Source organism: Cellulomonas sp. P24 (genome assembly GCF_024704385.1).
Lineage (GTDB): Bacteria > Actinomycetota > Actinomycetes > Actinomycetales > Cellulomonadaceae > JAJDFX01.
The window spans coordinates 2938368-2963049 of sequence record NZ_JAJDFX010000002.1; the positions used below are offsets into that span (position 1 = coordinate 2938368).

General features: G+C 69.6%; 30 protein-coding genes and 1 tRNA gene. 19 read left to right on the forward strand and 12 right to left on the reverse strand.

The genetic code is table 11. From position 1 onward, the window contains the following. The first annotated feature begins 81 nt into the window (after positions 1 to 81). Both LJB74_RS13735 and nagB read left to right on the forward strand, forming a co-directional pair. On the forward strand, positions 82 to 1302 hold the full coding sequence (locus LJB74_RS13735) for an N-acetylglucosamine-6-phosphate deacetylase (RefSeq protein WP_259309068.1): 1221 nt from the start codon (positions 82 to 84) through the stop codon (positions 1300 to 1302). Between the two features lie 97 nt (positions 1303 to 1399). After that, entirely contained in the window at positions 1400 to 2182 is a 783-nt protein-coding gene (gene nagB / locus LJB74_RS13740; RefSeq protein ID WP_259309069.1) for a glucosamine-6-phosphate deaminase, read from the forward strand. 80 nt (positions 2183 to 2262) lie between these two features. Here nagB and LJB74_RS13745 read toward each other — a convergent pair whose 3' ends face one another. Together LJB74_RS13745 and LJB74_RS13750 are read right to left on the reverse strand one after the other, a co-directional pair. Next, positions 2263 to 3699, reverse strand: coding sequence for a cell wall metabolism sensor histidine kinase WalK (locus LJB74_RS13745; protein ID WP_259309070.1), 1437 nt, complete (start codon positions 3697 to 3699; stop codon positions 2263 to 2265). Between the two features lie 77 nt (positions 3700 to 3776). Then, a complete protein-coding gene (locus LJB74_RS13750) occupies positions 3777 to 4475 on the reverse strand; it encodes a response regulator transcription factor (protein ID WP_310650894.1) in 699 nt (232 codons plus the stop codon). A 144-nt stretch (positions 4476 to 4619) separates the two neighbouring features. Between LJB74_RS13750 and LJB74_RS13755 the strand changes: the two genes are divergently transcribed. The 4 genes from LJB74_RS13755 to LJB74_RS13770 all read left to right on the forward strand — a co-directional run bounded on the left by LJB74_RS13755 (position 4620) and on the right by LJB74_RS13770 (position 8304). Further along, positions 4620 to 5213, forward strand: a complete 594-nt coding sequence (locus LJB74_RS13755; RefSeq protein WP_259309072.1) for a hypothetical protein — start codon at positions 4620 to 4622, stop codon at positions 5211 to 5213. A gap of 51 nt (positions 5214 to 5264) precedes the next feature. Further along, positions 5265 to 6305, forward strand: a complete 1041-nt coding sequence (locus LJB74_RS13760; RefSeq protein ID WP_259309073.1) for a peptidoglycan-binding domain-containing protein — start codon at positions 5265 to 5267, stop codon at positions 6303 to 6305. Further along, positions 6302 to 7021, forward strand: a complete 720-nt coding sequence (locus tag LJB74_RS13765) for an ABC transporter ATP-binding protein (protein ID WP_259309074.1) — start codon at positions 6302 to 6304, stop codon at positions 7019 to 7021. The genes LJB74_RS13760 and LJB74_RS13765 overlap by 4 nt, the downstream gene beginning before the upstream one ends. A gap of 77 nt (positions 7022 to 7098) precedes the next feature. After that, the gene (locus tag LJB74_RS13770) at positions 7099 to 8304 is read left to right on the forward strand and encodes an ABC transporter permease (RefSeq protein ID WP_259309075.1); all 1206 of its coding nucleotides are present in this window, start codon (positions 7099 to 7101) and stop codon (positions 8302 to 8304) included. A 224-nt stretch (positions 8305 to 8528) separates the two neighbouring features. On the opposite strand, the gene LJB74_RS13775 is transcribed toward LJB74_RS13770, so the two are convergent. Beyond that, the gene (locus LJB74_RS13775) at positions 8529 to 9038 is read right to left on the reverse strand and encodes a hypothetical protein (RefSeq protein ID WP_259309076.1); all 510 of its coding nucleotides are present in this window, start codon (positions 9036 to 9038) and stop codon (positions 8529 to 8531) included. Here LJB74_RS13775 and LJB74_RS13780 point away from each other — a divergent pair. Further along, positions 9022 to 9885 carry a peptidoglycan-binding protein gene (locus tag LJB74_RS13780; protein ID WP_259309077.1) on the forward strand — a complete coding sequence of 288 codons (864 nt, stop codon included), beginning with the start codon at positions 9022 to 9024 and terminating at the stop codon, positions 9883 to 9885. The two genes, LJB74_RS13775 and LJB74_RS13780, sit on opposite strands and share 17 nt — an antisense overlap. Here LJB74_RS13780 and LJB74_RS13785 read toward each other — a convergent pair. The 6 genes from LJB74_RS13785 to LJB74_RS13810 form a co-directional block, all read right to left on the reverse strand. Continuing rightward, positions 9874 to 10257 carry a hypothetical protein gene (locus tag LJB74_RS13785; protein ID WP_259309078.1) on the reverse strand — a complete coding sequence of 128 codons (384 nt, stop codon included), beginning with the start codon at positions 10255 to 10257 and terminating at the stop codon, positions 9874 to 9876. The two genes, LJB74_RS13780 and LJB74_RS13785, sit on opposite strands and share 12 nt — an antisense overlap. A gap of 77 nt (positions 10258 to 10334) precedes the next feature. Continuing rightward, entirely contained in the window at positions 10335 to 11123 is a 789-nt protein-coding gene (locus tag LJB74_RS13790) for an ABC transporter permease (RefSeq protein ID WP_259309079.1), read from the reverse strand. After that, positions 11113 to 12018, reverse strand: coding sequence for an ABC transporter ATP-binding protein (locus tag LJB74_RS13795; RefSeq protein WP_259309080.1), 906 nt, complete (start codon positions 12016 to 12018; stop codon positions 11113 to 11115). Before LJB74_RS13795 ends, LJB74_RS13790 begins: the two co-directional genes overlap by 11 nt. A 14-nt stretch (positions 12019 to 12032) precedes the next feature. Beyond that, positions 12033 to 12509, reverse strand: coding sequence for a hypothetical protein (locus tag LJB74_RS13800; RefSeq protein ID WP_259309081.1), 477 nt, complete (start codon positions 12507 to 12509; stop codon positions 12033 to 12035). Continuing rightward, on the reverse strand, positions 12439 to 12777 hold the full coding sequence (locus tag LJB74_RS13805; RefSeq protein ID WP_259309082.1) for a helix-turn-helix domain-containing protein: 339 nt from the start codon (positions 12775 to 12777) through the stop codon (positions 12439 to 12441). The genes LJB74_RS13800 and LJB74_RS13805 overlap by 71 nt, the downstream gene beginning before the upstream one ends. A 69-nt stretch (positions 12778 to 12846) precedes the next feature. Then, entirely contained in the window at positions 12847 to 13569 is a 723-nt protein-coding gene (locus LJB74_RS13810) for an alpha/beta fold hydrolase (protein WP_259309083.1), read from the reverse strand. A 73-nt stretch (positions 13570 to 13642) separates the two neighbouring features. Between LJB74_RS13810 and LJB74_RS13815 the strand changes: the two genes are divergently transcribed. The 3 genes from LJB74_RS13815 to LJB74_RS13825 all read left to right on the forward strand — a co-directional run bounded on the left by LJB74_RS13815 (position 13643) and on the right by LJB74_RS13825 (position 15027). Continuing rightward, complete coding sequence (locus LJB74_RS13815; RefSeq protein ID WP_259309084.1) at positions 13643 to 14341, forward strand: YafY family protein; 699 nt, start codon at positions 13643 to 13645, stop codon at positions 14339 to 14341. A gap of 212 nt (positions 14342 to 14553) precedes the next feature. Next, positions 14554 to 14626, forward strand: a tRNA-Arg gene (locus tag LJB74_RS13820). 155 nt (positions 14627 to 14781) lie between these two features. Beyond that, positions 14782 to 15027, forward strand: coding sequence for a hypothetical protein (locus LJB74_RS13825; RefSeq protein WP_259309085.1), 246 nt, complete (start codon positions 14782 to 14784; stop codon positions 15025 to 15027). Between the two features lie 92 nt (positions 15028 to 15119). Here the strand turns inward: LJB74_RS13825 and LJB74_RS13830 are convergent, their stop codons facing one another. Then, positions 15120 to 15563, reverse strand: a complete 444-nt coding sequence (locus tag LJB74_RS13830; protein WP_259309086.1) for a hypothetical protein — start codon at positions 15561 to 15563, stop codon at positions 15120 to 15122. A gap of 222 nt (positions 15564 to 15785) precedes the next feature. On the opposite strand from LJB74_RS13830, the gene LJB74_RS13835 reads away from it, so the two are divergent. Beyond that, positions 15786 to 16214, forward strand: a complete 429-nt coding sequence (locus LJB74_RS13835; RefSeq protein ID WP_259309087.1) for a hypothetical protein — start codon at positions 15786 to 15788, stop codon at positions 16212 to 16214. A gap of 214 nt (positions 16215 to 16428) precedes the next feature. On the opposite strand, the gene LJB74_RS13840 is transcribed toward LJB74_RS13835, so the two are convergent. Then, the gene (locus LJB74_RS13840; RefSeq protein ID WP_259309088.1) at positions 16429 to 16890 is read right to left on the reverse strand and encodes a hypothetical protein; all 462 of its coding nucleotides are present in this window, start codon (positions 16888 to 16890) and stop codon (positions 16429 to 16431) included. Positions 16891 to 17189: 299 nt separating this feature from the next. On the opposite strand from LJB74_RS13840, the gene istA reads away from it, so the two are divergent. The 4 genes from istA (at position 17190) to LJB74_RS13860 (ending at position 21097) form a co-directional block, all read left to right on the forward strand. Beyond that, positions 17190 to 18419 carry an IS21 family transposase gene (gene istA / locus LJB74_RS13845; protein WP_259306778.1) on the forward strand — a complete coding sequence of 410 codons (1230 nt, stop codon included), beginning with the start codon at positions 17190 to 17192 and terminating at the stop codon, positions 18417 to 18419. Further along, the gene (gene istB, locus LJB74_RS13850) at positions 18416 to 19198 is read left to right on the forward strand and encodes an IS21-like element helper ATPase IstB (RefSeq protein WP_259306779.1); all 783 of its coding nucleotides are present in this window, start codon (positions 18416 to 18418) and stop codon (positions 19196 to 19198) included. The genes istA and istB overlap by 4 nt, the downstream gene beginning before the upstream one ends. 285 nt (positions 19199 to 19483) lie before the next feature. Continuing rightward, entirely contained in the window at positions 19484 to 20089 is a 606-nt protein-coding gene (locus tag LJB74_RS13855) for a hypothetical protein (protein WP_259309089.1), read from the forward strand. 45 nt (positions 20090 to 20134) lie between these two features. Next, on the forward strand, positions 20135 to 21097 hold the full coding sequence (locus LJB74_RS13860) for a thymidylate synthase (RefSeq protein WP_259309090.1): 963 nt from the start codon (positions 20135 to 20137) through the stop codon (positions 21095 to 21097). Positions 21098 to 21107: 10 nt separating this feature from the next. Here the strand turns inward: LJB74_RS13860 and LJB74_RS13865 are convergent, their stop codons facing one another. After that, on the reverse strand, positions 21108 to 22169 hold the full coding sequence (locus LJB74_RS13865; RefSeq protein WP_259309091.1) for a nucleotide kinase domain-containing protein: 1062 nt from the start codon (positions 22167 to 22169) through the stop codon (positions 21108 to 21110). A 430-nt stretch (positions 22170 to 22599) separates the two neighbouring features. Here LJB74_RS13865 and LJB74_RS13870 point away from each other — a divergent pair, with 430 nt between their 5' ends. The 4 genes from LJB74_RS13870 (at position 22600) to LJB74_RS20905 (ending at position 24673) form a co-directional block, all read left to right on the forward strand. Continuing rightward, positions 22600 to 22893: a hypothetical protein gene (locus LJB74_RS13870; protein WP_259309092.1), complete on the forward strand. Its 294-nt coding sequence runs from the start codon at positions 22600 to 22602 to the stop codon at positions 22891 to 22893. Beyond that, positions 22890 to 23762 carry a hypothetical protein gene (locus LJB74_RS13875; RefSeq protein WP_259309093.1) on the forward strand — a complete coding sequence of 291 codons (873 nt, stop codon included), beginning with the start codon at positions 22890 to 22892 and terminating at the stop codon, positions 23760 to 23762. Before LJB74_RS13870 ends, LJB74_RS13875 begins: the two co-directional genes overlap by 4 nt. Before the next feature lie 144 nt (positions 23763 to 23906). After that, positions 23907 to 24200 (forward strand): holo-ACP synthase, encoded by a 294-nt coding sequence (locus LJB74_RS20900; RefSeq protein WP_396125233.1) that lies wholly within the window; start codon positions 23907 to 23909, stop codon positions 24198 to 24200. Positions 24201 to 24253: 53 nt separating this feature from the next. Further along, complete coding sequence (locus tag LJB74_RS20905) at positions 24254 to 24673, forward strand: helix-turn-helix domain-containing protein (RefSeq protein WP_396125173.1); 420 nt, start codon at positions 24254 to 24256, stop codon at positions 24671 to 24673. Positions 24674 to 24682 lie beyond the last annotated feature (9 nt).

Consider the following 24682-nt stretch of genomic DNA (forward strand, 5'->3'; position numbering starts at 1 on the left):
CAGACCACCGAGCAGCCCAGCGGGCCGAGCCGTTCCGACCGACCCTGACGCACCACCCACCCGAAAGGTCCGAGACCGAGCATGAGCGAGCAGATCGCACCGGAGTTCCTCCGCGGACGTGTCGTCACCCCGACGGCGGTGATCGCCGACGGCGTCGTCGTGCTGCGCGGCGCGACGATCGCGTGGGTGGGTGAGGCGGCGCAGGCCGCCGCGGCCGGGTGGTCCGGTCTGCCGGACACCGTCGCGTCACCGGTCACGGTGCTGCCGGGGCTGGTGGACATCCACACGCACGGCGGCGGCGGCGCGAGCTACCCCGACGCGACGACGCCGGAGGAGGCCCTCGTCGCGGTCCACGAGCACCGGGCGCACGGGACCACGACCCTCGTCGCCTCGCTCGTGACCGCCGCGCCGGACACGTTGCGTCAGCGGGTCGGCGTGCTGACTGCGCTCGCGGAGGCCGGGGAGATCGCCGGGATCCACCTCGAAGGGCCGTTCGTGTCGACCGTGCGGTGCGGTGCGCAGGACCCGGAGCTGATCCAGGTTCCCGACGCGGACCTGACGCGTGAGCTCGCGACGCAGGCCCGTGGGTTCCTCGTGACGATGACGATCGCCCCGGAGCTGTCCGGCGTCGCCGGTGACGGCGGGGTCGTGGACGCCCTGATCGATGCCGGTGCGCTGCCGAGCTTCGGGCACACCGACGCGAGCTGGCAGCAGACGACCGCCGCCCTGGACGACGCCCGTCGCCGCCTCGAGACGACGCCGGGCCGCAGGTCGGGCCGGTCCACCGTGACGCACCTGTTCAACGGCATGCGGCCGATGACGCACCGCGACCCGGGACCGATCCCGGTGTTCCTCGCGGCGGGCGCACGCGGGGAGGTCGTCGTCGAGCTGATCGGGGACGGGACGCACGTGGCCCCGGAGATGGTGTCCAGCGTGTTCAGCCTCGTCGGTGCGGACAACATCGCGCTCGTGACCGACGCGATGGCGGCGGCCGGCATGCCCGACGGCGCGTACCGGCTCGGCTCGCAGGACGTCACGGTCGCGGACGGGGTGGCGCGGCTGACGCACGGCGGGGCGATCGCCGGCGGCACGGCGCACCTGCTGGACATCGTGCGGACCACGGTCGCGGGCGGGGTGCCGCTCGTGGACGTCGTGCGTGCCGCGGCGACCACCCCGGCTACCGTGCTCGGGGACGTGACCGTCGGCGCGCTCGAGGTGGGTCGCCGTGCGGACGTGCTGGTGGTCGACGACGACTTCCGGGTGCTGAGCGTGCGGCGCGCGGGCGTGGTGGTCGCGCCGTGACGTCCCGACGACGTGACGACACGGCGCACACGGCGCACACGGAGCACACGGGCCGGGCGCACCGCCGGTCCCCAGGCAGAGCAGAGAGGACGTTGAGATGGAGGTCGTGATCGCGGCACCCGAGGAGCTTGCGGCCCTGGCCGCAGGCGCGATCGAGCAGCTGCTGACCGCGAAGCCGGCGGCGGTGCTCGGCCTCGCGACCGGGTCGAGCCCGCTCGGCATCTACGACGAGCTCGCCCGCCGCCACGCCGAGGGTCGCGTCACGTTCGCGCAGGCGCGGGCCTTCATGCTCGACGAGTACGTCGGGCTCGCCGCCGACCACCCCGAGCGCTACCGCAACGTGATCGAGAGGGAGATCGCCTCGCGCGTCGACTTCGCGCCGGGAGCGGTGCAGGGTCCGGACGGGCTCGCGGATGACGTCGTCGCGGCGTGCGCGCGGTACGAGGCGGCGATCGCCGAGGTCGGCGGGGTGGACCTGCAGATCCTCGGCATCGGCTCCGACGGCCACGTGGGCTTCAACGAGCCCGGGTCGTCGCTCGCCTCGCGGACCCGCATCAAGACGCTCACCGATCAGACGCGCACGGACAACGCTCGGTTCTTCGGCGGAGACGTGAACCTGGTGCCGCACCACTGCCTGACGCAGGGGCTCGCGACGATCATGGGCGCCCGGCACATCGTGCTGATCGCGACGGGTCGGGCCAAGGCCGAGGCGATCCACCACCTCGTCGAGGGTCCGGTCAGCGCGATGTGGCCGGCGACGATCCTGCAGCACCACCCGCACGTGAGCGTGCTCGTCGACGCCGCCGCAGCGAGCCGGCTGCAGCTCGCGGACTACTTCCGCAGCACGTACGCCGCGAAGCCGGCGTGGCAGGGGTTGTGAGCGGGAACGTCGTCTGAGCGGCCGGCTCATCTGACCGGGTAGCGCCGCTGATCGGGCAGCGCCCGTGATCGTGCGCCGCCTCAGACGCGCGAGTCCGGTCGCTCGGCGGGCCGTCGGCCCGGGAGGGTGAACGTGAGGAGCGCTCCGCCCTCCGGCGCGGTCGACGCGGAGACCGTGCCGCCGTGCCGCGCGGCCGTGTCGGCGACGATCGCCAGGCCGAGCCCGCTGCCGGGCATCCCGCGGGCGCGCTCCGAGCGCCAGAACCGGTCGAAGACGCGTGACTGGTCCTCGTCCGCGATGCCCGGCCCGGAGTCCTCGACGGTCAGCGTCCCGTCGGCGAGCCGCAGGCGCACGGTCGAGCCGGCAGGGGAGAACTTGACCGCGTTGTCGAGCAGGTTGAGGACCGCACGCTCCAGCGCGCCCGGGTCGCCGTCGAGCTCCCAGGGTTCGAGGTCGGCCAGCAGCTCGTGGTCGCCGCGCCGTGAGGCACGCTCGACCGCACGCCGGACGACGTCGTCGAGCCGCACGGTCTCGTGGGCGCGCTGCGGTTCGTCGTGCGAGAGGACGGTGAGCTCGGTGACCAGGTCGCCGAGCTCGACGAGCTGGGCGGTGACGCTCTGCAGCAGCGCCCGGCGGTCCTCGGGCGGCAGCGGGCGCCCGGCCGCCTCGCTGCGCGCGAGGAGCTCGATGTTGGTCCGCAGGCTGGTCAGCGGGGTGCGGAGCTCGTGACCGGCGTCGGCGACGAGCTGCTGCTGGCGGGCGCGCGCCACGGCCAGGGCGGTGGTCATCGCGTTGAAGGCGGTGGCGAGCCGGGCGACCTCGTCGTCGCCCCGCACCGGGATCGGGATGCCGAGATCCTGGGTGGCGGCGATGCTCTCGGCGGTGCGGGTGAGGTCGTCGATCGGGCGCAGGCCGGTGCGCGCGACGAGCAGGCCGGCGACGGTCGCGAGCAGGGCGCCGGCACCGGTCGCCAGCGCGAGCACGAGGGCGAGCTGGCGGAGCGTCGCGTCGACGTCGGTGAGGTCCCGGGCGACGAGCAGCGCGTAGCCGGAGCTCAGTGCCGTGGTCCGGACGCGCACGTGGGTGCCGCCCTGCGTGACGTCGTCGCGCGGGGACGTCGCCGCGCCACCGTTCGCGACGGCGACGTCCGCCGCGGTGGGGGTGACCTCGTCGGCCGGGTCCCGGGTGCATGTCGTCCCGTCGGCGCGCACCACCTGCACCGTGCCGATGACCATCTGGAACCGGGTCGCGACGTCGGCGGTGCCGCTGCACAGGGACTCGGGGTCGAGCCGGCCCGCGACGCGTCCCTCGGTCGTCGACCCCTGGGGGAACGTGCCGGTGACCGTCAGCGGGTTCGTCAGCAGCGCGCGGTCGACCTGGTTGCGCAGCGCCTCGGACATCGTGAAGTAGGCGAGGGCGCTCGCGCTCGCGATCGCCACGACGACGGCGAGGGCGCTGAGCAGGGCGAGCCGCCGGCGGAGGCTCGGGCGGGCGAGCCGCGCGAAGGACCGGCGCACTCTGCTCGGAGCCTGGCCCGGAATCTGGCCAGGAGCTCGGCTTGGAGCCCGGTCCGGTGCCCCGCCCGATCGTCTGCTCATGCGCCGCGGGCGGAGGTCGTCGGTTCCCGCAGGACGTAGCCGACGCCGCGGACGTTGTGCAGCAGCCGCCCGCCCCCGGACGCCTCGAGCTTGTGGCGCAGGTAGCCCACGTACACCTCGAGGGTGTTGGAGCCGTTGTCGTACTCGTACCCCCACACGTCGCGCAGGATCTGCGTGCGGGACAGCACCTGGCGCGGGTGCAGCAGGAGCAGCTCGAGCAGGGAGTGCTCGGTGCGGGTCAGGGTGAGCGGGACGCCGGCCCGGGTCACCTCGCGCGTGTCGGTGTCCATGACGAGGTCCGCGAACCGCAGCACGTGGGACGTCGCCGCCCGGGCGCCGCTCCGCCGTAGCAGCGCGCGGAGCCGGGCGAGCAGCTCCTCGAGGGCGAACGGCTTGGGTAGGTAGTCGTCCGCGCCGACGTCCAGGCCGGTGACGCGGTCACGGGTGCCGTCGCGTGCCGTCAGCATGAGGACCGGGACGTCGTGACCGCCCGCGCGCAGGCGGCGGCACATCTCCAGGCCGTCCATGCGGGGCATCTGCAGGTCCAGGACGACGACGTCCGGCGCGTGCGCCTCGACGGCAGCGAGCGCGTCGACCCCGTCCACCGCGGTGCGCACGTCGTAGCCCTCGAACGACAGGCTGCGGCGCAGGCTGTCGCGCACCGCCTCGTCGTCGTCGACCACCAGTATCTGCACGTCGCCCATTCTGGCCTCCCCGGACCCCATGCTCGGCGCTCCGGGTAAGGAAGCGGTAAGAGTGGTGCGTCGCGGCGGAAATCTCACCCAACCCTTAGTCGCCGGGTCGTGGTGCTCTTACCCGGGGACGGGAACGTCGTCTCCATGACCAGACGACCTCGGGCATGGGCCCTCCTCGCAGTTGCGGCAGGTCTGACCCTGACCGCATGCAGCACCTCCACCGACGGAACCCAGGTGGCCTCCCTCCAGGGTGCCGGCACCTCCACGACCGACTCCGCCGGCACCTCCGCGAGCACCGAGGCGGAGCTCCTCGCGTACGTCCAGTGCATCCGTGACCAGGGGGTCGACATCGCCGACCCGACGGTCGACGCGGACGGCAACCTCACGCTCGGCGGTGGCGGCCCGGGCAGCGGCGGCGGCACCGGGACCCCGACGATCGACCACGACGCGCTCCTCGCCGCCCAGGACGTCTGCGGCGAGGTGCCGACCGGCGCGTTCGGCTCCGCGATCCGGGACACGACGGAGTTCCAGGACGCCGCGCTGGCGTTCGTGCAGTGCATGCGCGACGAGGGCATCGACGTCGCCGACCCGGACTTCTCGACGACCTCCGGCCCCGGCGGTGGCGGCATGCTCGGTGACGTCGACCGGACCGACCCGGCCGTGATCGCCGCGCTCGAGACCTGCCAGAGCGACTTCGCCGCGGCCCGCGACGCGATCGCCGCCGGCACGGGGGCGTAGATGTCACGCGACCGGAGCCGTCGACCACGCCGCCGGGTCGTGGTGGCCGTCGTGTCCGTCGCCGCGGTGGCCGCGGCCGCGGGCGGGGTGGCGGCGATGACCGCCGGCCGGTCCGCCGCGCAGGACGGCACGGTCGCGGCACGCACGCTGCCGACGGAACCCATCGAACGGCGCGACCTCGTCGTCACCGAGACCTTCACCGGTGAGCTCGCCTACGCCGGGCTGCGGACGCTCACGACCGGCCGGGCCGGCACCGTCACCACGGTGGCCCCGGTCGGATCCGTCGTGACCGTCGGCACGGCGCTCTACTCGATCGACCTCGAGCCGGCCGTCCTGCTCGTCGGGGCCATCCCCGCGTTCCGGGCGCTCGACGTCGACGTGAGCGACGGGCCGGACGTCCGGCAGCTCGAGCAGGCGCTCGCGGACCTCGGCTACGGGGCGGACCTGACGGTCGACGACCACTTCAGCTCCGTGACCGCGGCTGCGGTGACGCGATGGGAGACGGACCTCGGGCGTGCCGATCCCGACGGGGTCGTCGGGCTCGGGGACGTCGTGTTCTCGACCGGCGACGTGCGGGTCTCCGAGGTGGTCGCCGCCGTCGGGGCCCGGGTGCAGCAGGGGAGCGGCGTGCTCGCGGCGACCTCGACCGGCACCCTCGTGACCCTGGACCTCGAGGTGGACCGTGCCGACGACGTCGAGACCGGGACGGCGGTCGCCCTGACCCTGCCCGGCGGTGTCGCGAGCACCGGGACGATCACGAGCATCGGCACCCAGCCGGAGGTCGCCCCGAACGACCCGACCGCGACCGCGACGGTCCCGGTCGAGATCACGCTCGACGACCCGGCAGCGGCCGGGGAGTTCGACAGCGGGTCGGTGGACGTGGCGCTCGAACGCTCACGCGAGGACCGCGTGCTCGCGGTGCCCGTCACGGCGCTGCTCGCCCTCGCCGAGGGTGGCTACGCCCTCGAGGTGTCCGACGGTGCGGGTGCGACGCACCTGATCGGCGTGAAGATCGGGACGATCGCCGACGGCTACGTGGCCGTCTCCGGTGACGGCGTCGCTGCGGGCGTGTCCGTGGTGGTGCCGTCATGAGCGCCGCGCCGGACGTCGTCCTCGAGCTGAGCGACGTCGTCAAGGAGTACCTCACCGACCCGCCCACGCGCGTGCTGCACGGGATCGACCTGGTCGTCGAGCGCGGCGAGCTCGTGGCGATCGTCGGGCCGTCCGGGTCGGGGAAGTCCACGCTGCTCAACATCATCGGCACGCTGGACCTCCCGACCAGCGGCACGGTGCGCGTCGCCGGCCACGACGTGTCGATGCTCTCCGACGAGGACCTCTCCGCACTGCGGTCGACGCAGATCGGGTTCGTGTTCCAGCAGTTCTTCCTGCTGTCGGGGATGACGTCGATCGACAACGTCGCCGACGGGCTGCTCTACCGCGGGGTGCCGCGACGGCTGCGACGCGCCCGTGCGGCGGAGGCCCTCGAACGTGTGGGGCTGACGCACCGCATGCACCACAACCCGGAGAAGCTGTCCGGCGGTGAGCGGCAGCGCGTCGCGATCGCCCGGGCGCTCGTCGGGGAACCGGCCCTCGTCCTCGCCGACGAGCCGACGGGCAACCTCGACTCCGCGTCGAGCGCGTCGATCATGGCGCTGCTCCACGAGCTGCACGGCGGTGGGTCGACGATCCTCGTCATCACGCACGACCACGAGATCGCGGCGAGCCTGCCACGCCAGGTCGCGGTGCGGGACGGCCGGATCGAGCACGACTCCGCCCGTGGGGTCCTCACCTCGGGGGCGGTCCGATGACCGGGGCGACGTCCGTGCCGTCGACTGCGCGGCGGTCGGGAACGCAGCCGTCGGGATCGCCTCTTCCGGGTGCGGCGATGTCGCATCCCACCACGCTGCGGCGGAGCTCTCTGCACGCCGCGGACGTGCTGCGCGTCGGCTCGGTCGGGCTGCTGAGCCGGCGGCTCCGTGCGGCGCTCTCGGCACTCGGGATCGCGATCGGTATCGCGGCGATGGTCGGGGTCCTCGGGATCTCGCAGTCGTCGAGCGCCGCGCTGTTGTCCTCTCTCGACCGGCTCGGCACCAACCTCCTCACGGTCCAGGCCGGCACCGGCATCGGGGCCGGCGACGCGACCCTCCCGACCACGAGCGAGCTCATGCTCCGGCGGATCGGCCCGGTGCAGACCGTCAGCTCGGTGACGTCCGTGGACGCGACCGTGCGCCGGACGGACCTGGTCCCGGAGACGCGGACGCAGGGCCTCACCGTCAAGGCGGCCGACCTCGACCTCGTCGAGTCCCTCGCCGGGTCCGTCGCGAACGGCCGGTGGCTCGACGCGGCCAGCGCCCAGCTCCCGGTGGTCGTGCTCGGTTCGGTCGCGGCGGAACGTCTCGGCATCGACGACGTCGCGATCGCCCCGATGGTGTGGATCGGCGACCAGTGGTTCGCGGTGATCGGGATACTCGACTCGTTCGAGCTCGCGCAGGACATCGACCGCTCGGTGCTGATCGGCCGCCCGTACGCCACCGGGTCGATGGACGCCGCCGAGGCGCCGGAGACCATCTACCTGCGCACCGACCCGGCCGCACTGGACACCGTGCGGGCCGTGGTCCCCGCGACCGCGAACCCGGAGAACCCGGACCAGGTCGAGGTGTCGCGCCCGTCCGACGCGATCGCCGCGAAGGCCGCCGCGAGCAGCGCCTTCACCGGGCTGTTCCTCGGCCTGGGCGCGGTGGCGCTGCTCGTCGGCGGTGTCGGCATCGCGAACGTCATGGTCATCTCGGTGCTCGAGCGTCGGTCGGAGATCGGTCTGCGCCGGGCCCTGGGGGCCACCCGCCGGCACGTGAGCCTGCAGTTCCTCATGGAGTCGCTGCTGCTCTCCGCAGTCGGTGGCCTCGTCGGCGTCCTGCTCGGGGCCGCCGTCACCGCCGGGTACGACGTCCTGCGCGGCTGGCAGGTCGTCGTGCCGCTCGTCGGTGTGGCCGGCGGGTTCGTCGCCGCTCTCGCCATCGGCGCGGTGGCCGGGCTCTACCCGGCGATGCGCGCCGCCCGACTCCCTCCCACCGAAGCGCTGAGGACCGTCTGACATGTCACGCCGTGCTCTCGTCCTGGACACCCATCGTCGCGTCGTCGCGCTGACCTCCGCCACGGTCGTCGTCGTGGTCTCCCTCGGGCTCCTCGGCGCCCGAGGGAGTCGCGCCGACGCGGCCGACCCCGCTGCCGCCGTCCCGACCGCGACCGTCACGACCCGCACGATGGCCGTGACGAGCACCGTCGACGGCACGGTGCAGCGCGCCGCGCGGTACGCCGTCACGTTCGGGGACACCCGGGTGGCGGCGCTGGCCGCGGTCCCGGAGGGGTCGACCGGGGGTCGGGTGGCGGGGCGACGAGCGCCTCGGCGGTTGGGGTCGCGAGCACCGCTACGGCGACTTCGACGACCGGTGCGGCCCTCGGGTCGATCGAGCTCGTCTCGTACGTCACGGCCCTGCCGGCCGACGTGGCCGTCGTGCCGACGGTGGACCCGACCGTCGCACCGACGGACACCCCAACGACAGTGCCGACCGACGTGCCGACGACCGTGCCGACGACGGACCCGACCCCGATCCCGACGATCTCACCGACGCCAATCCCCACGACCACACCGGCCCCGACGACCACACCCGCCCCCACGACCAAGCCCGGCACCACGCCGGGGACGGGCACATCGCCGACCTCATCCGTCCCGTCGGACCCGAGCACGTCCTCGCGGACGGGTGCCGTCCCGACGAGCGGCGTGTCGACCGGCGCGCTCCCGTCGACCAGCGTGCTGCCGCAGAGCACCGGGCAGACGTCCACCGGGGCGGCGTCGAGCACACCGACGGCGACGCTCACCGCGCTCGCGGCCCTCGGGACCGCGGTCACGACGGGGACGGTCCTGTACGCCGCGGACGGTGAACCGGTCGTCGCGATCTGGACGGACGTCGCGTTCTGGCGCGACCTGGAGCTCGGCGTCGACGACGGCGCGGACGTCCGGGCCCTCGAGGAGCTGCTGACCGCGCTCGGCTACGGCGACGGCCTGACGGTCGACGACGCGTTCACGTCGGTCACCGCCGCTGCGGTCGAACGCTGGGAGGCGGACCTCGGGCGACTGGAGCCGGACGGCGTCGTCGCGCTCGGGGACCTCGTCGTGGTGCCGGACGCGAGCGAGGTCACCGCCCGGTTGCTGCAGCCAGGGGACGCCGTGCGGAGCGGCGCTGCGGTGCTGACCATCGCGAGTTCCGCGCAGGTCGTCGGCGCCGAGGTCGACGCCGAGGACGTCGCCGACTGGCCGGCGGGAGCGGCTGTGACGGTCGCATGGTCGGACGGCGCGACGACTGCGGCGCATGTCGTCGCGACCGGTCGGGACGTCGTCGACGGACGGGTCACCCTCAGCGTCGGGTTCGACGTCGAGGAGCCCGGACGGGCGACGGGGACACCGGTGACCGTCGTCCGGGCCGCGGACCAGCGGGACGGCGTCCTCACGGTGCCGGTCGCCGCGATCGTGGCGGACGCGACCGGTAGCCCGAGCGTCGTCCTGGACGGTGAGGTGCGTCGTCAGGTGCCGGTGGCCGTGGGCGTCGTGGCCGACGGATGGGTCGAGGTGTCCGGTGAGCTCGTGCCGGGGGACCGGGTGGTGCTACCGGGCTGACGGGGCGGGTCCGTCGCGGTCGGGCGGGGGAGCCACCGGGCGGAGGTCTCCGGGGTCCGGCTCCGGCCGGTCGACGACCTCCGTCGTCCCGGTCGGCCCGTCCCACCCGTAGTGCACCGGGCCGACATCGGGCCGTGCGAGGTAGATGCTCTGGGCCGCGTCGAACCCGTCCATCGCTGGTGAGGCCGCGGACCGCGTCCGCCGACCTGTTGCGGACGGCCGCACCGCGCGAACGATCATCCCGATGACGACGACCCCGTACCCGGCGCCGATCGCCCACGGTACGACGGTGGTGCCGGCGAGCTCGGACCACGCGAGGGCGATGCCCGGAAGAATGAACGCGAGCGGAACCCACCACCGTTCACCGCGCACCGCCACCACCCCCCCGGAGATCAGTCCTACCTCACGGGGGAGGCGGCGGCAACGGAGTCCGTCGTCCGATCAGCGCGTCAGCGGATGTCGAGCCGTTCGATCAGCACGACGATCGCGAGGTGCAGGGCGACGCCGACGAGCACCAGGACCGCCCAGGCCGAGAGCGACGGTCCGGCGGTGAGCTGGTCGCCGCCGACGGCCCAGTAGAACAAGGACGCCGGTCGCAGGGTGTGCGCCCAGCTCAGCACCGGAGCCAGCGAGCTGACCAGGTAGGACGCCGCCGCGAGGGCCGAGGTCAGGCCGAGGGCGAGCCCGCGGCTGCCGGAGAGCACCCCGATGAGCATCGCGACCAGTCCGAAGTCCACGCCCATGACGAGGATCGCCACCGTCGAGCCGATGACCGCGCCGGTCGGCAGGGTCAGCTGGTAGTGACGCCCGAGCAGGATGAACGCCATCGTCAGGACGGCGATCGGGACCGCGAGCAGCGCCAGGACGAGCGACTTCTCGCGGACGAGCCGGCGTCGGCTGATCGGCAGCGTCGCGACGAGGCCGAGTGAGCCGTCCTCGGACTGTCCGGCGATCGACGAGGCCCCGTACCCGATGGTGAGCAGCAGGATCATGAGCGGCAGGAAGTTCGCGTACAGGTTGCCGTTGACCCAGCCGGTCGGCGCCGTCAGCGAGCCGTTCACCCCGAGCATCGCGGCGACGGTCGGGTTGTTCGCGGTGAGGTCGCCGAGCGACGCGTCGGACTTGACCGACGGGTACATCGCGACGAGCAGGAAGGCGTACGCCGCAAGGCCGACGGCGAACCAGATGATCGAGCGGCGACGCAGCCGGAGGTCGATCTGGGCGATCTCAGTGCGCACGGGTGGCCTCCGGAAGGTCGGTGGAACGGTAGTAGTCGAGGAACAGCTCGTCGAGGTCGGCCGGCCGTGCGAGGAGGTCGATCGGGTCGAGCGGTGCGATCGCGCGGAGCACCGGCGCGACGGGTCCGGTGATGGTGAGCAGCACGCGGCGCGGGTCCGTCCCGGTGACCTGGACGCCGTCGAGCTGCGTGAGCGTGGTGGTGTCGACGTCGCGATCGAAGGTCAGCTCGATCGTCCGCGGGGCGTGCTTGCGCAGCCCGTCGACGGTGTCGGCCACGACGATCCGCCCCTCGCGGATGATCGCGAGCCGGTGCACGACGCGCTGCACCTCGTCGAGGTCGTGCGACGAGAGGAAGACGGTGCGACCGTCGGCCGCGGTCTCCCGCAGGAGGGAGATGAACTCCTGCTGCAGGAGCGGGTCGAGGCCCGACGTCGCCTCGTCGAGCACGAGCAGCTCGGGCCGGTGCATGAACGCCAGGACGATCCCTAGCTTCTGCTTGTTGCCCTTCGACAGCGTCTGCGTGGGGCGGTCGACCTCGGCGCCGAAGCGCTCGATCAGCTCGTCCCGGTAGCGCGTGTCCCGCAGGCCGCGGGCCGAGCGGAACCGCTCGAGGATCTCGCGTCCGGTCATGCGCGGGTACAGGGCGAGCTCGCCGGGCAGGTAACCGGTGCGCCGGTGCAGCTCGACGGAGTCCCGGCGCGGGTCGAGCCCGAGCACCTGTGCGGTGCCCGACGACGCGTGGTAGAGCCCCATGAGGATGCGGATGGTCGTCGACTTGCCGGCACCGTTGGGGCCGAGGAAGCCGAAGATCTGACCCGGCTCGACCTCGAGGTCGACGTCGATGATCCCGCGGTGGGGGCCGAACGACCTGGTCAGGCTGTGTGTCTCGATCACGGGTGACGCCATGCTCAGCGGTCCTCTCTGTCGGTGGACGGACGGGTGGCGTCCGGGGGTGTGGCGGACTCGGGTGTGGTGGACGGGGGTGCGGTCGACGGAGCGGCGGCAGGTGGGGGCGCGCTCGTCCCCGAAGGTGGCGGCGCGGCATAGGGCGGCGGCCCGCTCGCGTAGATGCCGCCCGTGTAGACCTCCATGACGACCGCTCCCCACTGCGCCATGCCGGCCGGGCTGAACGGGTCCAGCCCGGTCGCCTGCTCGACGAGGTCGCGCAGGATGATCGCGCCGAGGTCGTTGACGATCAGGAACACGGCGCGGGCACGCGCGTCGACCGACGGTCGGACGATCCCGGCGGCCTCCTGGGCGCCGAGCTCGTTCACGGTGGCCTCGACGAGACCGTGGAACAGTCCGCTCGCGGCCTCACCGCCGTCGATGAGCATGCGACGCATGTAGCGCATGAGCTCCGGCTCGCCGCGGAGGAGCTCGGCCATCGATCCGGCCATCTCGCTGAAATCCGCCCCCCGCGTCCGTGGGCACGTCCGCGGGCATCGAGGTGAGCGCAGAGATCAGCCGGGCGTCGGTGGCCTCCTTGAGCTGCGCCTTCGTCTTGAAGTGGTGGACGACGAGCGAGGAGGACACGCCGGCCTCGGCGGCGACGTCGCGGATCGACGTGGCGTCGAACCCGCGCTCGGCGAACAGGCGCATCGCTGCGGCGCGGATCCGGGCGGAGGCGGTGAGGTCATCGGGGGCTGCACGCATGTGTTGTTTATAGCACAACTGTGCAGCCGTCTGGCTGGGTGCCTGGCCCCCTGTGCGCCCGCTGGCGGTTCAGCCCACCCGGGATGTTGCTGCGGCGGCGAGGACCTGGGCGAGGTCCTGCGGGCGACTCCACATGGGCCAGTGGCCGGTCGGCAGGTCGACGAGGTCGAGGTGCTGGAGGTTCGCGACCTCGGCGAACATCGGATGGCCGGCGTCGGCCAGCTCCCTCACCTGGGCGCTCGGGATCGAGCAGCACACCAGCGTGGTCGGGACCTGCAGGCGTGCGTCGTTGCTGAGCTCCACCGGCTGGCGAAGCACGGGACCGGGCTCCGGGACGGCCCGGGCCCGGAATCGCTCGAGATCGTGGGTGCTCAAGCCGTCGAGGCTGGCCTGCTCCGCAAGCGCCTCGAAGGGTGGCAGGGGCAGCTCGTCCGCGCGGTCGGGAGCGAAGACGCTTCCGGGCGCGGCCGGTCCGCTGTCGACCCAGACCACACGTCGGACGAGCTCGGGGTGATGGTCGAGCACCAGGCTCACCGGGGCGTTGGCGCCGCTGTGCGCCACGATGACCACCGGGTGCTCCTCGGAGGCTGCGACCTGCTCGATCGCCGCCGCCTGGTCGTCGAGCGTCCGGGAGGCTCGCTCGGGGTCTGTCGCGTCCAGGCCGGGGAGGGTCATCGGAATGGCTCGCCGGCCGGCAGCGGTCAGGTGCTCCACCACCTCGTCCCACGCCCACGCGCCGAGCCAGTGGCCGGCGATCAGGATGATGGTCGGGTTGTTCGTGTTCGTCGTCATACGGCGATGCTCGCAAGCCCGGTGGACAACGGTGTGTCACCATTTCTGGCATGGTTTTGGCGGAGGCGCGGACATGAAGCGGGTGGAACGGCTCCACGCCCTGGTCGAGATGTTGCGCCGCAACGGTTCCCGCGGATGCACGGCCGAGCGACTCGCGGCGGAGTTCGGGGTCTCGGTGCGGACGGTCAAGCGCGACCTCGCCGCCCTCGAGCACAGCGGAGCCCCGATCTGGTCGCGCCCGGGCCCCGGCGGCGGCTACGGTCTGGCCGCCAGGGCGAACCTCCCGCCGGTCAGCCTGACGCCCGCGCAGGCTGTGGCGCTCCTCGCGGCCGTCTCGGCTGCCTCCGACGCCCCCTATGCCGACCTGGCCTCGGCCGGTGTGAAGAAGATCCTCGACGTCCTCGACCCGCGGACCCGGACAAGGGCCGACGAGCTCGCGAGTCGCATCTGGGTGGACCGGCGGTCACCTCCGGTTCGCGCGGTCAGATCGGCACTCGACGAAGCGATGGCCGAGCAACGCGTCGTGCGCATCCGCTACGTCGCGCGTGACGGCAGCACGACGACCCGCGACGTCGAGCCGGTCATGTTCGGATCCACGAACGGCCGCTGGTACCTGATCGGATGGTGCCGGTTGCGCAGTGCCATCCGGTGGTTCCTCGTGACGCGGATCGAGCACGCCAGCGTGACCACGATCCCGTGTGGGGATCACGGAGTTCAGGAAGTCGGTGATCCGCCGGCGACGGCTCGGTCTGTGCAGAGCGGAGGTGGGTGATGATCCCGGACGTCCGGTGCTGCTCGGTCGCCGACCTGGTCCGAGTAGGCGAGCGTTGCCGTCGGCGCCTTCACCGCCACCCACGGTAGGCTCAGCACCGCCGCGCGGGTTGTGTCTCAGGCCCGGCGGTGCAACGGGACGATCCAGATGCCCTGCGCAGGCCCCGCGCGAGAACCGCGAGGGAGGCTGACCGGGTACCTGGCGCGGCCCGTGCGCCTGTAGCTCAGGGGATAGAGCACCGCTCTCCTAAAGCGGGTGTCGGCAGTTCGAATCTGCCCAGGCGCACGGGTGTTTGTGCAGTTCAGAGGTGGTTTCGGTGACTGGGGCGCAGGGGGTGCGAGGTCGGTTTCGGGCTCGTGGTCAGCGTATGGTCAGCGGGTTGTCTCAGGACGTGGATGGTCTGTCTGGGACGTGGACGGACGTCGGGGGACGGCGCGGGCATGGCCGGCTCCAACTATCGCGGCCTCGAGAAGCGGGGGCGGTCATCCGGCTACGCCGCCCACAGGACCCCCGAGATCAAGGACTGGCTCGCGGCGAACCCGCCGGTCACCGTGCACTTCACACCGACCCGGGCGTCCTCGATGAGCCTGGTTGAAGTCTGGGTCTCCGTCATCGAGCGCCAAGCCATCCACCGCGGCATTTACACGTCGGTCAAAGACCTCAAGCACCTTCATCGACGGCTGTAACGACCGCGTCCACCCCTTCGTCAGGACCGAAGCCGCCGACGACGTCCTCGAGAACGCCAACCACAAGAGAACCTCAGAGTCGCGGCATTGGGTCAAAGCGACGGTTCCTCGCCGGAGACGGGGTACTCCCCGCCAACAGTGCCGATCACGCGGATGAAGATGCGGAGCTTCTTGAGCTCTGCAGCGATGTCGTTGGCCTCTGCTTCGTAGCCTCGATCGAACCCAGCTCCAAACAGTTCGAACGCTTCGCTGTACTCGTCCGCGGTCCCGCTCGTGACGTGATCGGCGCTGGACAAGGTATATCGTCTCAGTCTCCACTTGACGTCGTTGATCGACGCGTTCGGTACTTCGATGTTCCAGCGATCTCCATTCATCGACAGATAGAGCTGAACGCCGTGGATCGACACGAGCGACCGCAGCCACGCCAAGATCGCGTGCCGCGAGGGCCAAAAGAGTGCGCTCAATGTGAAGATCGCCGCCGCACTCAGGAGATTGACAAGCAGATCAGGCACGAAAGTACTGAAGTCCATACGCACCTCGGGATGGTATCTCAGTTGGCTCGGACTGCGTCCTCGGGGCCTGCGGCCGGATCCGTGTTGCGCAGGATTAGCGGAGACGGGGCCGCCGTGAAAGGCGCTGTTGCTTGGGAGTCCTGGCCGTTGGGTCATGCAGGGCTGCGACCGGCAAGTCGCAGCATGACGCGGGAGCTGCTTCGCGAACGACCCTCAACGGCGCCGCGGTCATGCGAGCATCAAGCTGTGCGCGAGCTGGCGTCGCTGTGGTCGCGGGAGCCCGCTGGGGTGATCGAGCTGGTCGACGCAACCTGGCAGGACAACAAGATCGAGTGGCGGCCCGGTGACACGTGGACCGCGTGCTGGAGTCCGTCACTGGTCGCCGACCTGCCGCTATCTCCGGGCTTCGCGGTTCGCACCATCGACTCCCGGACCGTGCTCCGCACGGCACTGCAAGTCAAAGTGAAGTACCACGCCCCCGAGAGTCCTCTGCACCGGGCTACCACCACCGTGCTCCGCATCGGCCCCGCGGGCACCTACCGAAGCGTCGATGCCACCAGTTTCGAGGTCCCACTCACAGGCGGTGACTGCGACGCCGAGACTTGGCTCGCCGCCGCCGAACCTCGGCTCGTCTCAGATCTCGCGATCTGGCTACGCGCGCGGACGGCGAAGTAGCGACCAGCACGGCGTCCCGAACCGCTTGCGCATAGAGGCCCACAATGTGACGTTCACGTCGGTGTGATCGTTGATCCCGTGGCAAGCGCTCCGTGTACGGCACGTCCGCTTGGCGCCCTCGCGTGCGGTTGTGCTCGGGCGGGTGGACGAAATCGGGGGTACCTGAACTCTTCACTCACGGCGCACGGGAAGAAGCGCTCGGCGCGTATCGGTTCTAGCGTGAGAATCCAAAAGCAGCGCCAAACGCGAACAGCATGAACGCGACCCCTGCCAGCGCCCGGATTATCGAAGTGTACGAAGAGGCGCGATGGGTTGGCTTCTTCATCAGTGCAACCATGTCCAGATCGGCGATACCGCTTGCGCGGCCGATTTTTGCTTCGAGCTCCTCGAGCGGCTTCTCGGCGACCCGAATCAATTCTCGCGTCCGAACGTCAAGACGCCAAAACAGGACCGACAATATGCAGCCGCCCGTGGCCACCGCCCCGGCCACCTGTGGGCGGCTCGAATTCAGCGTGGCGCCATAGCCAGCAGTTATGAACCCCGCGGATAGGAGGAAGTAGTTTAGAAGCTGCATTCTCTGTCCGGCATGAAGAGCGAACCACTGCCACGAGTGATCAAGGGCGAGCTTCAGTTCGTTGGATTCGTCCGAGCGGCTCGCGTGCCCGTCGTTGGTCATTTCGCCTCCAAGCGAGTAGAGAGATTCGACCCGGCGCTGTCCGGGAACGTGTCGCGCCGAGCCAGCTCATCGGTCCCCAGCACCTTAAGGGTTCAACGTGTACACGCCGTGGCGCCGACGAGAGTCCTGATTGCCGAAACGATCGTTGGCGAGTCTCGAGCTTGGACCTAAGAGAATCGTCTGTCGCCGGGGCCCCGTAGCGCAGCGCGAGCTCGGGTAGCTTCAAGGTGTCGACGTCGGCTGAAGACTGACCCCCTGGCGTCGTTTGAAAGTGAACCCCCTGCACGACGCTGTGGAGGGTGATGAGCGTGGAGGACTGGGCGGAGATCCGTCGGTTGCACCGGGTCGAGGGGATGGCGATCAAGGCGATCGCGCGTCGGCTGGGTGTCTCGAGGAACGCGGTGCGCCGGGCGTTGGCCCATGACGCCCCGCCGAAGTATGTCCGAGAGCCCAGGGGCTCGATCGTCGACGCGGTCGAGCCCAAGGTTCGCGAGCTGCTGCGGGCGGTCCCGGACATGCCGGCGACGGTGATCGCCGAGCGGATCGGGTGGGACCGGTCGATCACGGTCCTCAAGGACCGGATCCGTGAGCTGCGTCCGTACTACCTGCCCCCGGACCCGGCGACGCGGACCTCCTACGACCCGGGTCAGCGGGTCCAGTGCGACCTGTGGTTCCCGCCGGCGCCGATCCCGGTCGGGTTCGGGCACGTCGCCTGTCCGCCGGTGCTGGTGATGGTCGCGGGCTACTCGCGGATGATCTTCGCGGTCATGGTCCCGACCCGTCAGGCCGAGGACCTGATCGCCGGGCACTGGTCGGTGCTGCAGGCGATGGGCGGGGTTCCGGCTCAGCTGGTCTGGGACAACGAGCCCGCGGTGGGGGCCTGGCGGGCCGGCAAGCCCAAGCTCGCCGATCAGTTCGAGGCGTTCCGCGGGACGTTGGGCATCTCGGTGCACCAGTGCCGCCCGCGGGACCCGGAGGCCAAGGGTCTGGTCGAGCGGGTCAACGGCTACTTCGAGACCTCGTTCCTGCCCGGGCGGACCTTCACCGGCCCGGGTGACTTCAACACCCAGCTGACCGACTGGCTGGTGCAGGCGAACGGGCGCCATCACCGGTCGCTGGGTGCTCGTCCGGCTGACCGGTGGGCCGCCGACGCCGCCGCGATGCTCGCCTTGCCGCCCGTGGCCCCGCAGCTCGGCTGGTCGGCGACCGTCCGCCTGCCCCGGGACCACTACGTCCGGTTGGACTCCAACGACTACTCCGTGGACCCGGTCGCGGTCGGCCGCAAGGTCGTGGTGACCGCTGACCTGGCCACCGTGACCGTCCGCCTGGGCACCAAGGTCGTCGCGGCCCATGAGCGGTGCTGGGCCCGTCAGCAGACCATCACCGATCCCGCCCACCGGGCCGCTGCCCTGGCGTTGTCGTTCGCGGCGGCCCACCGGCCGGCGGCCCCACGGATGCAAGAGGTCGAGCAACGGAACCTGGGCGACTACGACCAGGTGTTCGGGCTGGCCGAGGTGATGGCCCGATGAGCGCGACCCAGACCCGCGACGTCACCGCCGAGCTCGCGTTCTTGACCCGCGCGTTGAAGGCGCCCACGTTGCGTGACGCGGTCGACCGCCTCGCCGAACGGGCCCGCGCGGAGTCCTGGACCCACGAGGAGTTCCTCGCGGCGTGTCTGGGCCGCGAGGTCGCCGCCCGTGAGACCCACGGCGGGGAAGGGCGCATCCGCGCCGCCCGGTTCCCCGGACGCAAGTCCCTGGAGGACTTCGACTTCGACCACGCCCGCGGCCTCAAACGCGACCTGATCGCCCACCTGGGGACCTTGGACTTCGTCGCCGCCCGGGAGAACGTCGTGTTCCTCGGCCCGCCCGGGACCGGCAAGACCCACCTGGCCACCGGCATCGCGATCCGCGCCTGCCAAGCCGGCCACCGCGTCCTGTTCGCGACCGCCTCGGAATGGGTCGACCGCCTCGCGACCGCCCACCACGACGGGCGCCTGCAAGACGAGCTCCGCCGCCTGGGCCGCTACCCCCTGCTGGTCATCGACGAGGTCGGCTACATCCCCTTCGAACCCGAAGCCGCGAACCTGTTCTTCCAGCTCGTCTCAGCCCGCTACGAACGAGCCTCCCTGATCGTCACGTCCAACAAGCCCTTCGGCCGCTGGGGCGAGGTCTTCGGCGACGACACCGTCGCCGCCGCCATGATCGACCGCCTCGTCCACCACGCCGAAGTCATCGCCCTCAAAGGCGACTCCTACCGCCTGAAGAACCGCGACCTCGGCCGGGCACCAGGCCCGACCGACGACTGAGCACGACCACCGCAGAGGGGTTCACTTTCAACCGACGACACGGGGTTCACTTTCGGGCGACGTTGACACAAGGTCCGTTGCGCACATGCCGATGACTCCTGTGCCGACGCGCCCGAGAGTGCTCGGCCAGGCGGGAGCAGCAAGATGTCATTGACGAGGTCTCGTGCGCTGGCCACCGGCTACCAGCGCAGTCGGCAGAGTCGCCGCGTCACCAGTGGGGTCACGCCGCGGCAGTCGCTCGGAGAGCGATGCAGTCGCCGACGGATGACGGACAGGGAGAACTAGATGACCGGCCGAATCCTCAAGCCCGGGACGCTTATCGTCCTCGAAGGTCTCGACAAGACAGGGAAGAGTACCCAGGCAGCAGTGCTGGAGCGAGAGCTCGACCCGGCGACCACCGAGCACGTGCACATGCCGCGCGGGTTCAGTCACTTCACCGCGGCGACGTACGCGATGTTGGAGGACGACGCCTGTCGGCCCGCATCTGGCGTGGCCAAGCAGTTCGCACATCTCGCGTGCCACGCAGAGAGCATGCCGCGGATTGTGGATCTCCTGCACGACAAGGCAGTACTTCTGGACCGCTGGTGGTGGTCGACGGTCGCATACGGCTGGTACAGCGGCGACATCCCCAAGAGTGGAATTACGCGAGAAGCGTTCATGAACGTCATCCAGGGCATCTGGTCACCGCTCACCGCGTCGGTGATTTTCGTGTTCGATCAGCCCTATGAGGCCGACAGCAACAACTCCGGTCCGATCTCCAACGGGTACCAGGACTTGGCTAGGGGCGCTGATGATACGGTGGTTCGAGTTCCGACTGCTGGAGTGGCCGAAGTCACGGCATTCATACTTGCCGAGCTTCGACGTCGTGACCTAACAACTGCGGCAAGTTGAAGCGGGTGCGGTGTGGCGAACTTTAGGAACGTCAACTCGGCGTTTATGGGCATGTTGTCGGATCTGATTGACGTGGGAACGGAGATCGACAGTCGAAATGGACCCACTATCGAACTGGCCGCACAAACGGTCGCGATCGAGCTGCCCCTCGAGCGGTTCGTATTTGCCCCTGGCAGGAACAACAACCCATTCGCTGCAATCGCTGAGAGCATGTGGGTCATAGCGGGCCGCAACGACTTGGCCTACCTCACCCCGTACTTGAGACGTGCCCGTGACTTCTCTGACGACGGTGGCGTGACGTGGCGTGCCGGCTACGGCCCGCGTCTCCGCGATTGGGGCGGAGTCGACCAACTTGCCGCGGTGCGCGGTGAGCTGGATCGCTCCCCGATGTCACGCCGGGCGGCCATCTCATTGTTCGATCCCTCGCAGGACTTCCAAGACAGCAGGGACATCCCATGCAACAACTGGTTGCATTTCCTCTCCAGGAACGGCCAACTGGACCTGAACGTCGCGGCGCGCAGTACCGACATCTGGTGGGGCTTCTCCGGCATCAACGCCTTCGAGTGGAGTGTCCTGCTGGAGATGATGGCACGATGGCTCAACTTGGAGCCTGGGGTGCTGACATTCTTCACGTCGTCGCTGCACCTGTACGAGGAGCACCTGCCGCGCGCCCGAAACGTGCTGGCGACCGCGCCGCCCACCGTCGCTGGCTACGTTGGAGAGTCCACGCTGCGCTACGAAACGGAGTGGATGGCCGCGGGGGTTGCACTAGCCCAGTGGATGGACCTTGAGGAGCAGCTGCGCACCGGGGCGAACCTCGAGGACCTGACGATCCCATTCGACGACCCGATGCTGAAGGGGTACATCCGCGCTCTGGACGTGTTTTGGGCCTTCAAGCGCGGTGCCATGCCTGCTGATCTCGAGCCGCGTCTCAGCTCGCTTGGCAACACGGATCTCGCAGCCGTCGCACGTGAGTACATCAATCGTCCCAACGCGCGCGACCACTGATGTCGAAGAGCTACCTAAGGTGCGCGCCGACGGGCTCCCTCAATCCCGGCACATTATGGAAAAGGTCGTCCGCACTCGCAACGCTGTGATCGGCAAGGGCTGCGATCGCGCTCTCGTTGATCCCCCACTTCGGCGGAAAGAAGGGTGCATGTATCGCCGAATGCGGTGTGAACCTCTGCTTTATCCGAGTGCGCTGTCCGATCCCGGCCGTCTCTGGGTGTGCGACGCGTGCGTACTTGTCGGTCTCGCAAAACAGATTCTGGCAGTCGATCAGCGTTAGCCTTCGACCAAACAAGTCCTCGAAGTCGAGCCCGTAATGCGCGAACTCTTCCTCCTGGTGGTCGACGGCCCAGCGGATAATGTCCCCGTGTGAAGCGCCGGCAGTGTCAACAAAGCACTTGGCGATGCCGCTGCGTGCGCCCGGGCCAGCCACGACGAACTGGTTTTCGTCGAAGTTGATGATCGTCGAGTAGTTCAAGTCGATCGTCAACTGAAAGGCAAGGAACGGTCCCAGAGACGGGTACGACGAGATCGTATCGAACACGTCCCGCAAACTTCCTGCGCTGACGATCGCTTGGGTCGCCCCCGACGCGAGAATGTGCTCAGCCAGGAGCAGATGGTTCAGGTGCTTGCGGCGGGCGCCGAATGGGGGCGGTGGAATGATGTAGGCCGGGGAGTAGATCCGTTGTCCACGGGCCATCAGCCGCTCTAGGTGGCGGTTTATCCGGGCCACATCGAACGTCTCCAACGACACTGTCCCAACGGCGTCTTCTATCGCTTGCCACGTCGAGGGCTTGTTGAAGAACCGATAGAGCAAGGTTCTAAGCAGCAGTTCGTCAGGCGCCTGGGGGCCCGCGTACTGAACGTGGATGAGGTCTTGCGACACTCGGTCTGCGGCGCGGTATGCGTTGGTGAACCGATAGTTCGACAAGATCGCGTCAGTCGTCCAAGGCGCGGGGGCGGCGCGAAGCCGTTGGTGGTAGACGCGCTGCCGTTCGGCGGCGACGAACCAGTAGCTGCGAAGGACGTCTGTCGCGACCACCGTGCGGCCGCCGATGCGGATCGTCCTCATCGCTCTCCTCGCAGGTGGACGCCGACGGGAAGTTGCTCGGCACGTCAAGTGCTGCACGCACCGAGCTCACCACGACGTGATGGTCCTCGGAGCACTCGGACACTGCGTCACTACTAGTTGCTGCAGACGCCCGCGACATCATGAGGGTATGCCCTGCCGGAGGCAGGCGCCCTCGGGCGCCGGCGTCTGCGCGGGCGTGTCTTGCGGCGGCTCACGAGGCCGTACCGCTTGTCACGAGTTGTCACGAGCCACACACCATTAGTGCAGGAGGGACTGCGCATCGGTCTGCAGTGCCCAAACATCGGTGTTCGCCCGCGGACTCGAGTCCCAGGTCGTCTCATGACGCTGATCCAGCGACGCGCGGGTGCTTGATTATCTGACACGCAGGCCGTAGCGTGACGGTATTGCGGTCGTCGAGAGGGGGTATCAGATGGTGGCCACGAGCAGATCTGACATCCGCGAGGCAATCCTGGATGAGCTCGCCGACGTCGAGGGCGTGGATCGAGGCGAAATCGACGGTGCGATCGGAACGGTTGGTGGCGACGAGATGTACGAACTGGAGAGCAAGACCGCCGAGGCGGTACTCGCGGGGCTGTCGGCCCGGTTCGGGGTCGCCCTGCCCGGACCCGCTGACCTCGAACCCGAGCAATTCACCACCGTCGACGCCCTCGTGGCTCTTGTCGCGGCGAAGCTCGTCACGGACTCGGCGGGCGATGCCGCGTGAGCACTCATGTCGACGCCGACGACATCGGTGGCGCCTGGCTCGGCGCCTACCGTGCGCTGGCGAACCCGGGAGAGCTTGTGAACCTGACAGTTACCATCGCCAACCCACTCCACGAAGACGTCGGTGTTCGCCGCACTATCGAGGCGCGTCTCGCCGAAGAGCGTCTACTCAAGAGCAATTTCAAAGCTCAGACCATGCACACGGTGGCGAATACGATATTTCCAATCGGGCTCTATCGGCCCGAAATGCCTGGCGCTGTGGATCGCTTCTACCAACGTGTGGAGTCAATCGAGGGTGCGCGCAGGCATTCGCGGAAGACGGGATGGGGAACCTATATCGGGCGATTGGTTAGTTACCCGAGCCCGGACGGAGAACCGACCAACCAGCTTGCGCAGGTCCTCCAGGTGCTCCGCGCCGAACGAAACTACAAGAATCGGTACGAGATGCCGATCATTGCTCCCGACCGGGATTCGCCGGTCGGCGTCGGCGAAGCCTCAGCCGTGCTACAAGGGGGTAGGGGTACGGTTACTCCAGCGCGCGGCGGACCGTGCCTCGCGCATATTAGCCTCTCGAGCTTTCGAGGCGTCGTTTCGATGGTCGCGCTGTATCGCAATCACACCTACGAGGACCGTGCCTATGGCAACTTCCTTGGCTTGGCGCGCCTCCTGTCGTTCCTAGCCACCGAGTCGGGCCAAACCGTCGGTGAACTAATGGTCGTTGCGAGTCATGCAGACGCGGTCCTTCCGCAACGCAAAGAACTGCTGCATGCTGCATCGGCGGCGGCCGGCGAGACCCGGCCTATCGAGCTCTCTGCCCGACCGCTCGGCGCATCCATGAGCGACCTCTCGATGCCGGACTTGACGACATGAGCGAGTTGAGTCTGTCTGCCCAGGATGTGCTCGGCGCGGTCGATCGACTCGGCTTGAAGTCTGGGCAACGGCTTCGCATTGGATGGGACGTCGTGAGCATCCGTGAGTACGCTCGGCTGGTCGAGCGTCGCGGGGGGGGACAGAATGATCGAGCGGTGTTTCACCGCCGACGAGCGGCGCTATGCGGTCGGGCGTCCTGATCGATTGGCGGCCCGTTGGGCGGCCAAGGAAGCTGTGGTCAAGGCGCTTGGAACGGGGTTTCGAGGCATCGCCGCCCATCAAATCGAGATCGTGCACAACGCCCGAGGTGAACCGTCAGTTGCTGCCGTCGGCACCATGCCGTGGCCCCACGGTGGGGACGGGTGGACTTGGGGGCTCACCATCAGCCACGAGGGCGACGCCGCCGCGGCACTTGCGGTCGCGTTAGCTCCCGAGTAGCAGCTCGATCGAATCTTCCAGTGCCTACGACCCCCGACAGGAGGGAGACGCAAATGACCGATCAGCACGAAGACTCGAAGACGCCTGCACCTCGGGATAGCGCCACCTCGAGCGTCGATCCAGTTGACGATGAGCAGGCGCTTGCTGAACGTATCCGGACGGACCGCCTGTATGTCGGCCTCAGCCAGGCAGATGTGGCGGAAGTGCTAGGCATCTCGCGCGCTGCGGTGAGTGCAATCGAGAACGGTCACCGTCGAGTCACTGGGATCGAACTCAAGCGACTTGCAGAGCTATTCGGAACCTCTGGGGATCGCCTACTTGGCAGGACTGCTCCGGATGACGCTGCGACGACTGCGCTCTTTCGCGCCACTAAGTCGCTTTCGGAGTCTGACAAGCAACAGGTGTTGCGATTCGCGGAGTTTCTCCGGGGTGCCGGCCAAGCGCCACCAGTTGGTTCAAACACAGTCGACTAGCCGACCTAC

Coding starts and splice junctions, on each gene's coding strand:
- LJB74_RS13865 (WP_259309091.1), bottom strand. CDS start 22,169: ATGAGGACGATCCGCATCGGCGGCCGCACGGTGGTCGCGACAGACGTC.
- LJB74_RS13735 (WP_259309068.1), top strand. CDS start 82: ATGAGCGAGCAGATCGCACCGGAGTTCCTCCGCGGACGTGTCGTCACC.
- LJB74_RS13815 (WP_259309084.1), top strand. CDS start 13,643: ATGAAGCGGGTGGAACGGCTCCACGCCCTGGTCGAGATGTTGCGCCGC.
- LJB74_RS13825 (WP_259309085.1), top strand. CDS start 14,782: ATGGCCGGCTCCAACTATCGCGGCCTCGAGAAGCGGGGGCGGTCATCC.
- LJB74_RS13755 (WP_259309072.1), top strand. CDS start 4,620: ATGACCAGACGACCTCGGGCATGGGCCCTCCTCGCAGTTGCGGCAGGT.
- LJB74_RS13870 (WP_259309092.1), top strand. CDS start 22,600: ATGGTGGCCACGAGCAGATCTGACATCCGCGAGGCAATCCTGGATGAG.
- LJB74_RS13855 (WP_259309089.1), top strand. CDS start 19,484: ATGACCGGCCGAATCCTCAAGCCCGGGACGCTTATCGTCCTCGAAGGT.
- LJB74_RS13860 (WP_259309090.1), top strand. CDS start 20,135: ATGGGCATGTTGTCGGATCTGATTGACGTGGGAACGGAGATCGACAGT.
- LJB74_RS13800 (WP_259309081.1), bottom strand. CDS start 12,509: ATGGCCGAGCTCCTCCGCGGCGAGCCGGAGCTCATGCGCTACATGCGT.
- LJB74_RS20900 (WP_396125233.1), top strand. CDS start 23,907: ATGATCGAGCGGTGTTTCACCGCCGACGAGCGGCGCTATGCGGTCGGG.
- LJB74_RS13805 (WP_259309082.1), bottom strand. CDS start 12,777: ATGCGTGCAGCCCCCGATGACCTCACCGCCTCCGCCCGGATCCGCGCC.
- LJB74_RS13770 (WP_259309075.1), top strand. CDS start 7,099: ATGTCGCATCCCACCACGCTGCGGCGGAGCTCTCTGCACGCCGCGGAC.
- LJB74_RS20905 (WP_396125173.1), top strand. CDS start 24,254: ATGACCGATCAGCACGAAGACTCGAAGACGCCTGCACCTCGGGATAGC.
- LJB74_RS13810 (WP_259309083.1), bottom strand. CDS start 13,569: ATGACGACGAACACGAACAACCCGACCATCATCCTGATCGCCGGCCAC.
- nagB (WP_259309069.1), top strand. CDS start 1,400: ATGGAGGTCGTGATCGCGGCACCCGAGGAGCTTGCGGCCCTGGCCGCA.
- istB (WP_259306779.1), top strand. CDS start 18,416: ATGAGCGCGACCCAGACCCGCGACGTCACCGCCGAGCTCGCGTTCTTG.
- LJB74_RS13765 (WP_259309074.1), top strand. CDS start 6,302: ATGAGCGCCGCGCCGGACGTCGTCCTCGAGCTGAGCGACGTCGTCAAG.
- LJB74_RS13840 (WP_259309088.1), bottom strand. CDS start 16,890: ATGACCAACGACGGGCACGCGAGCCGCTCGGACGAATCCAACGAACTG.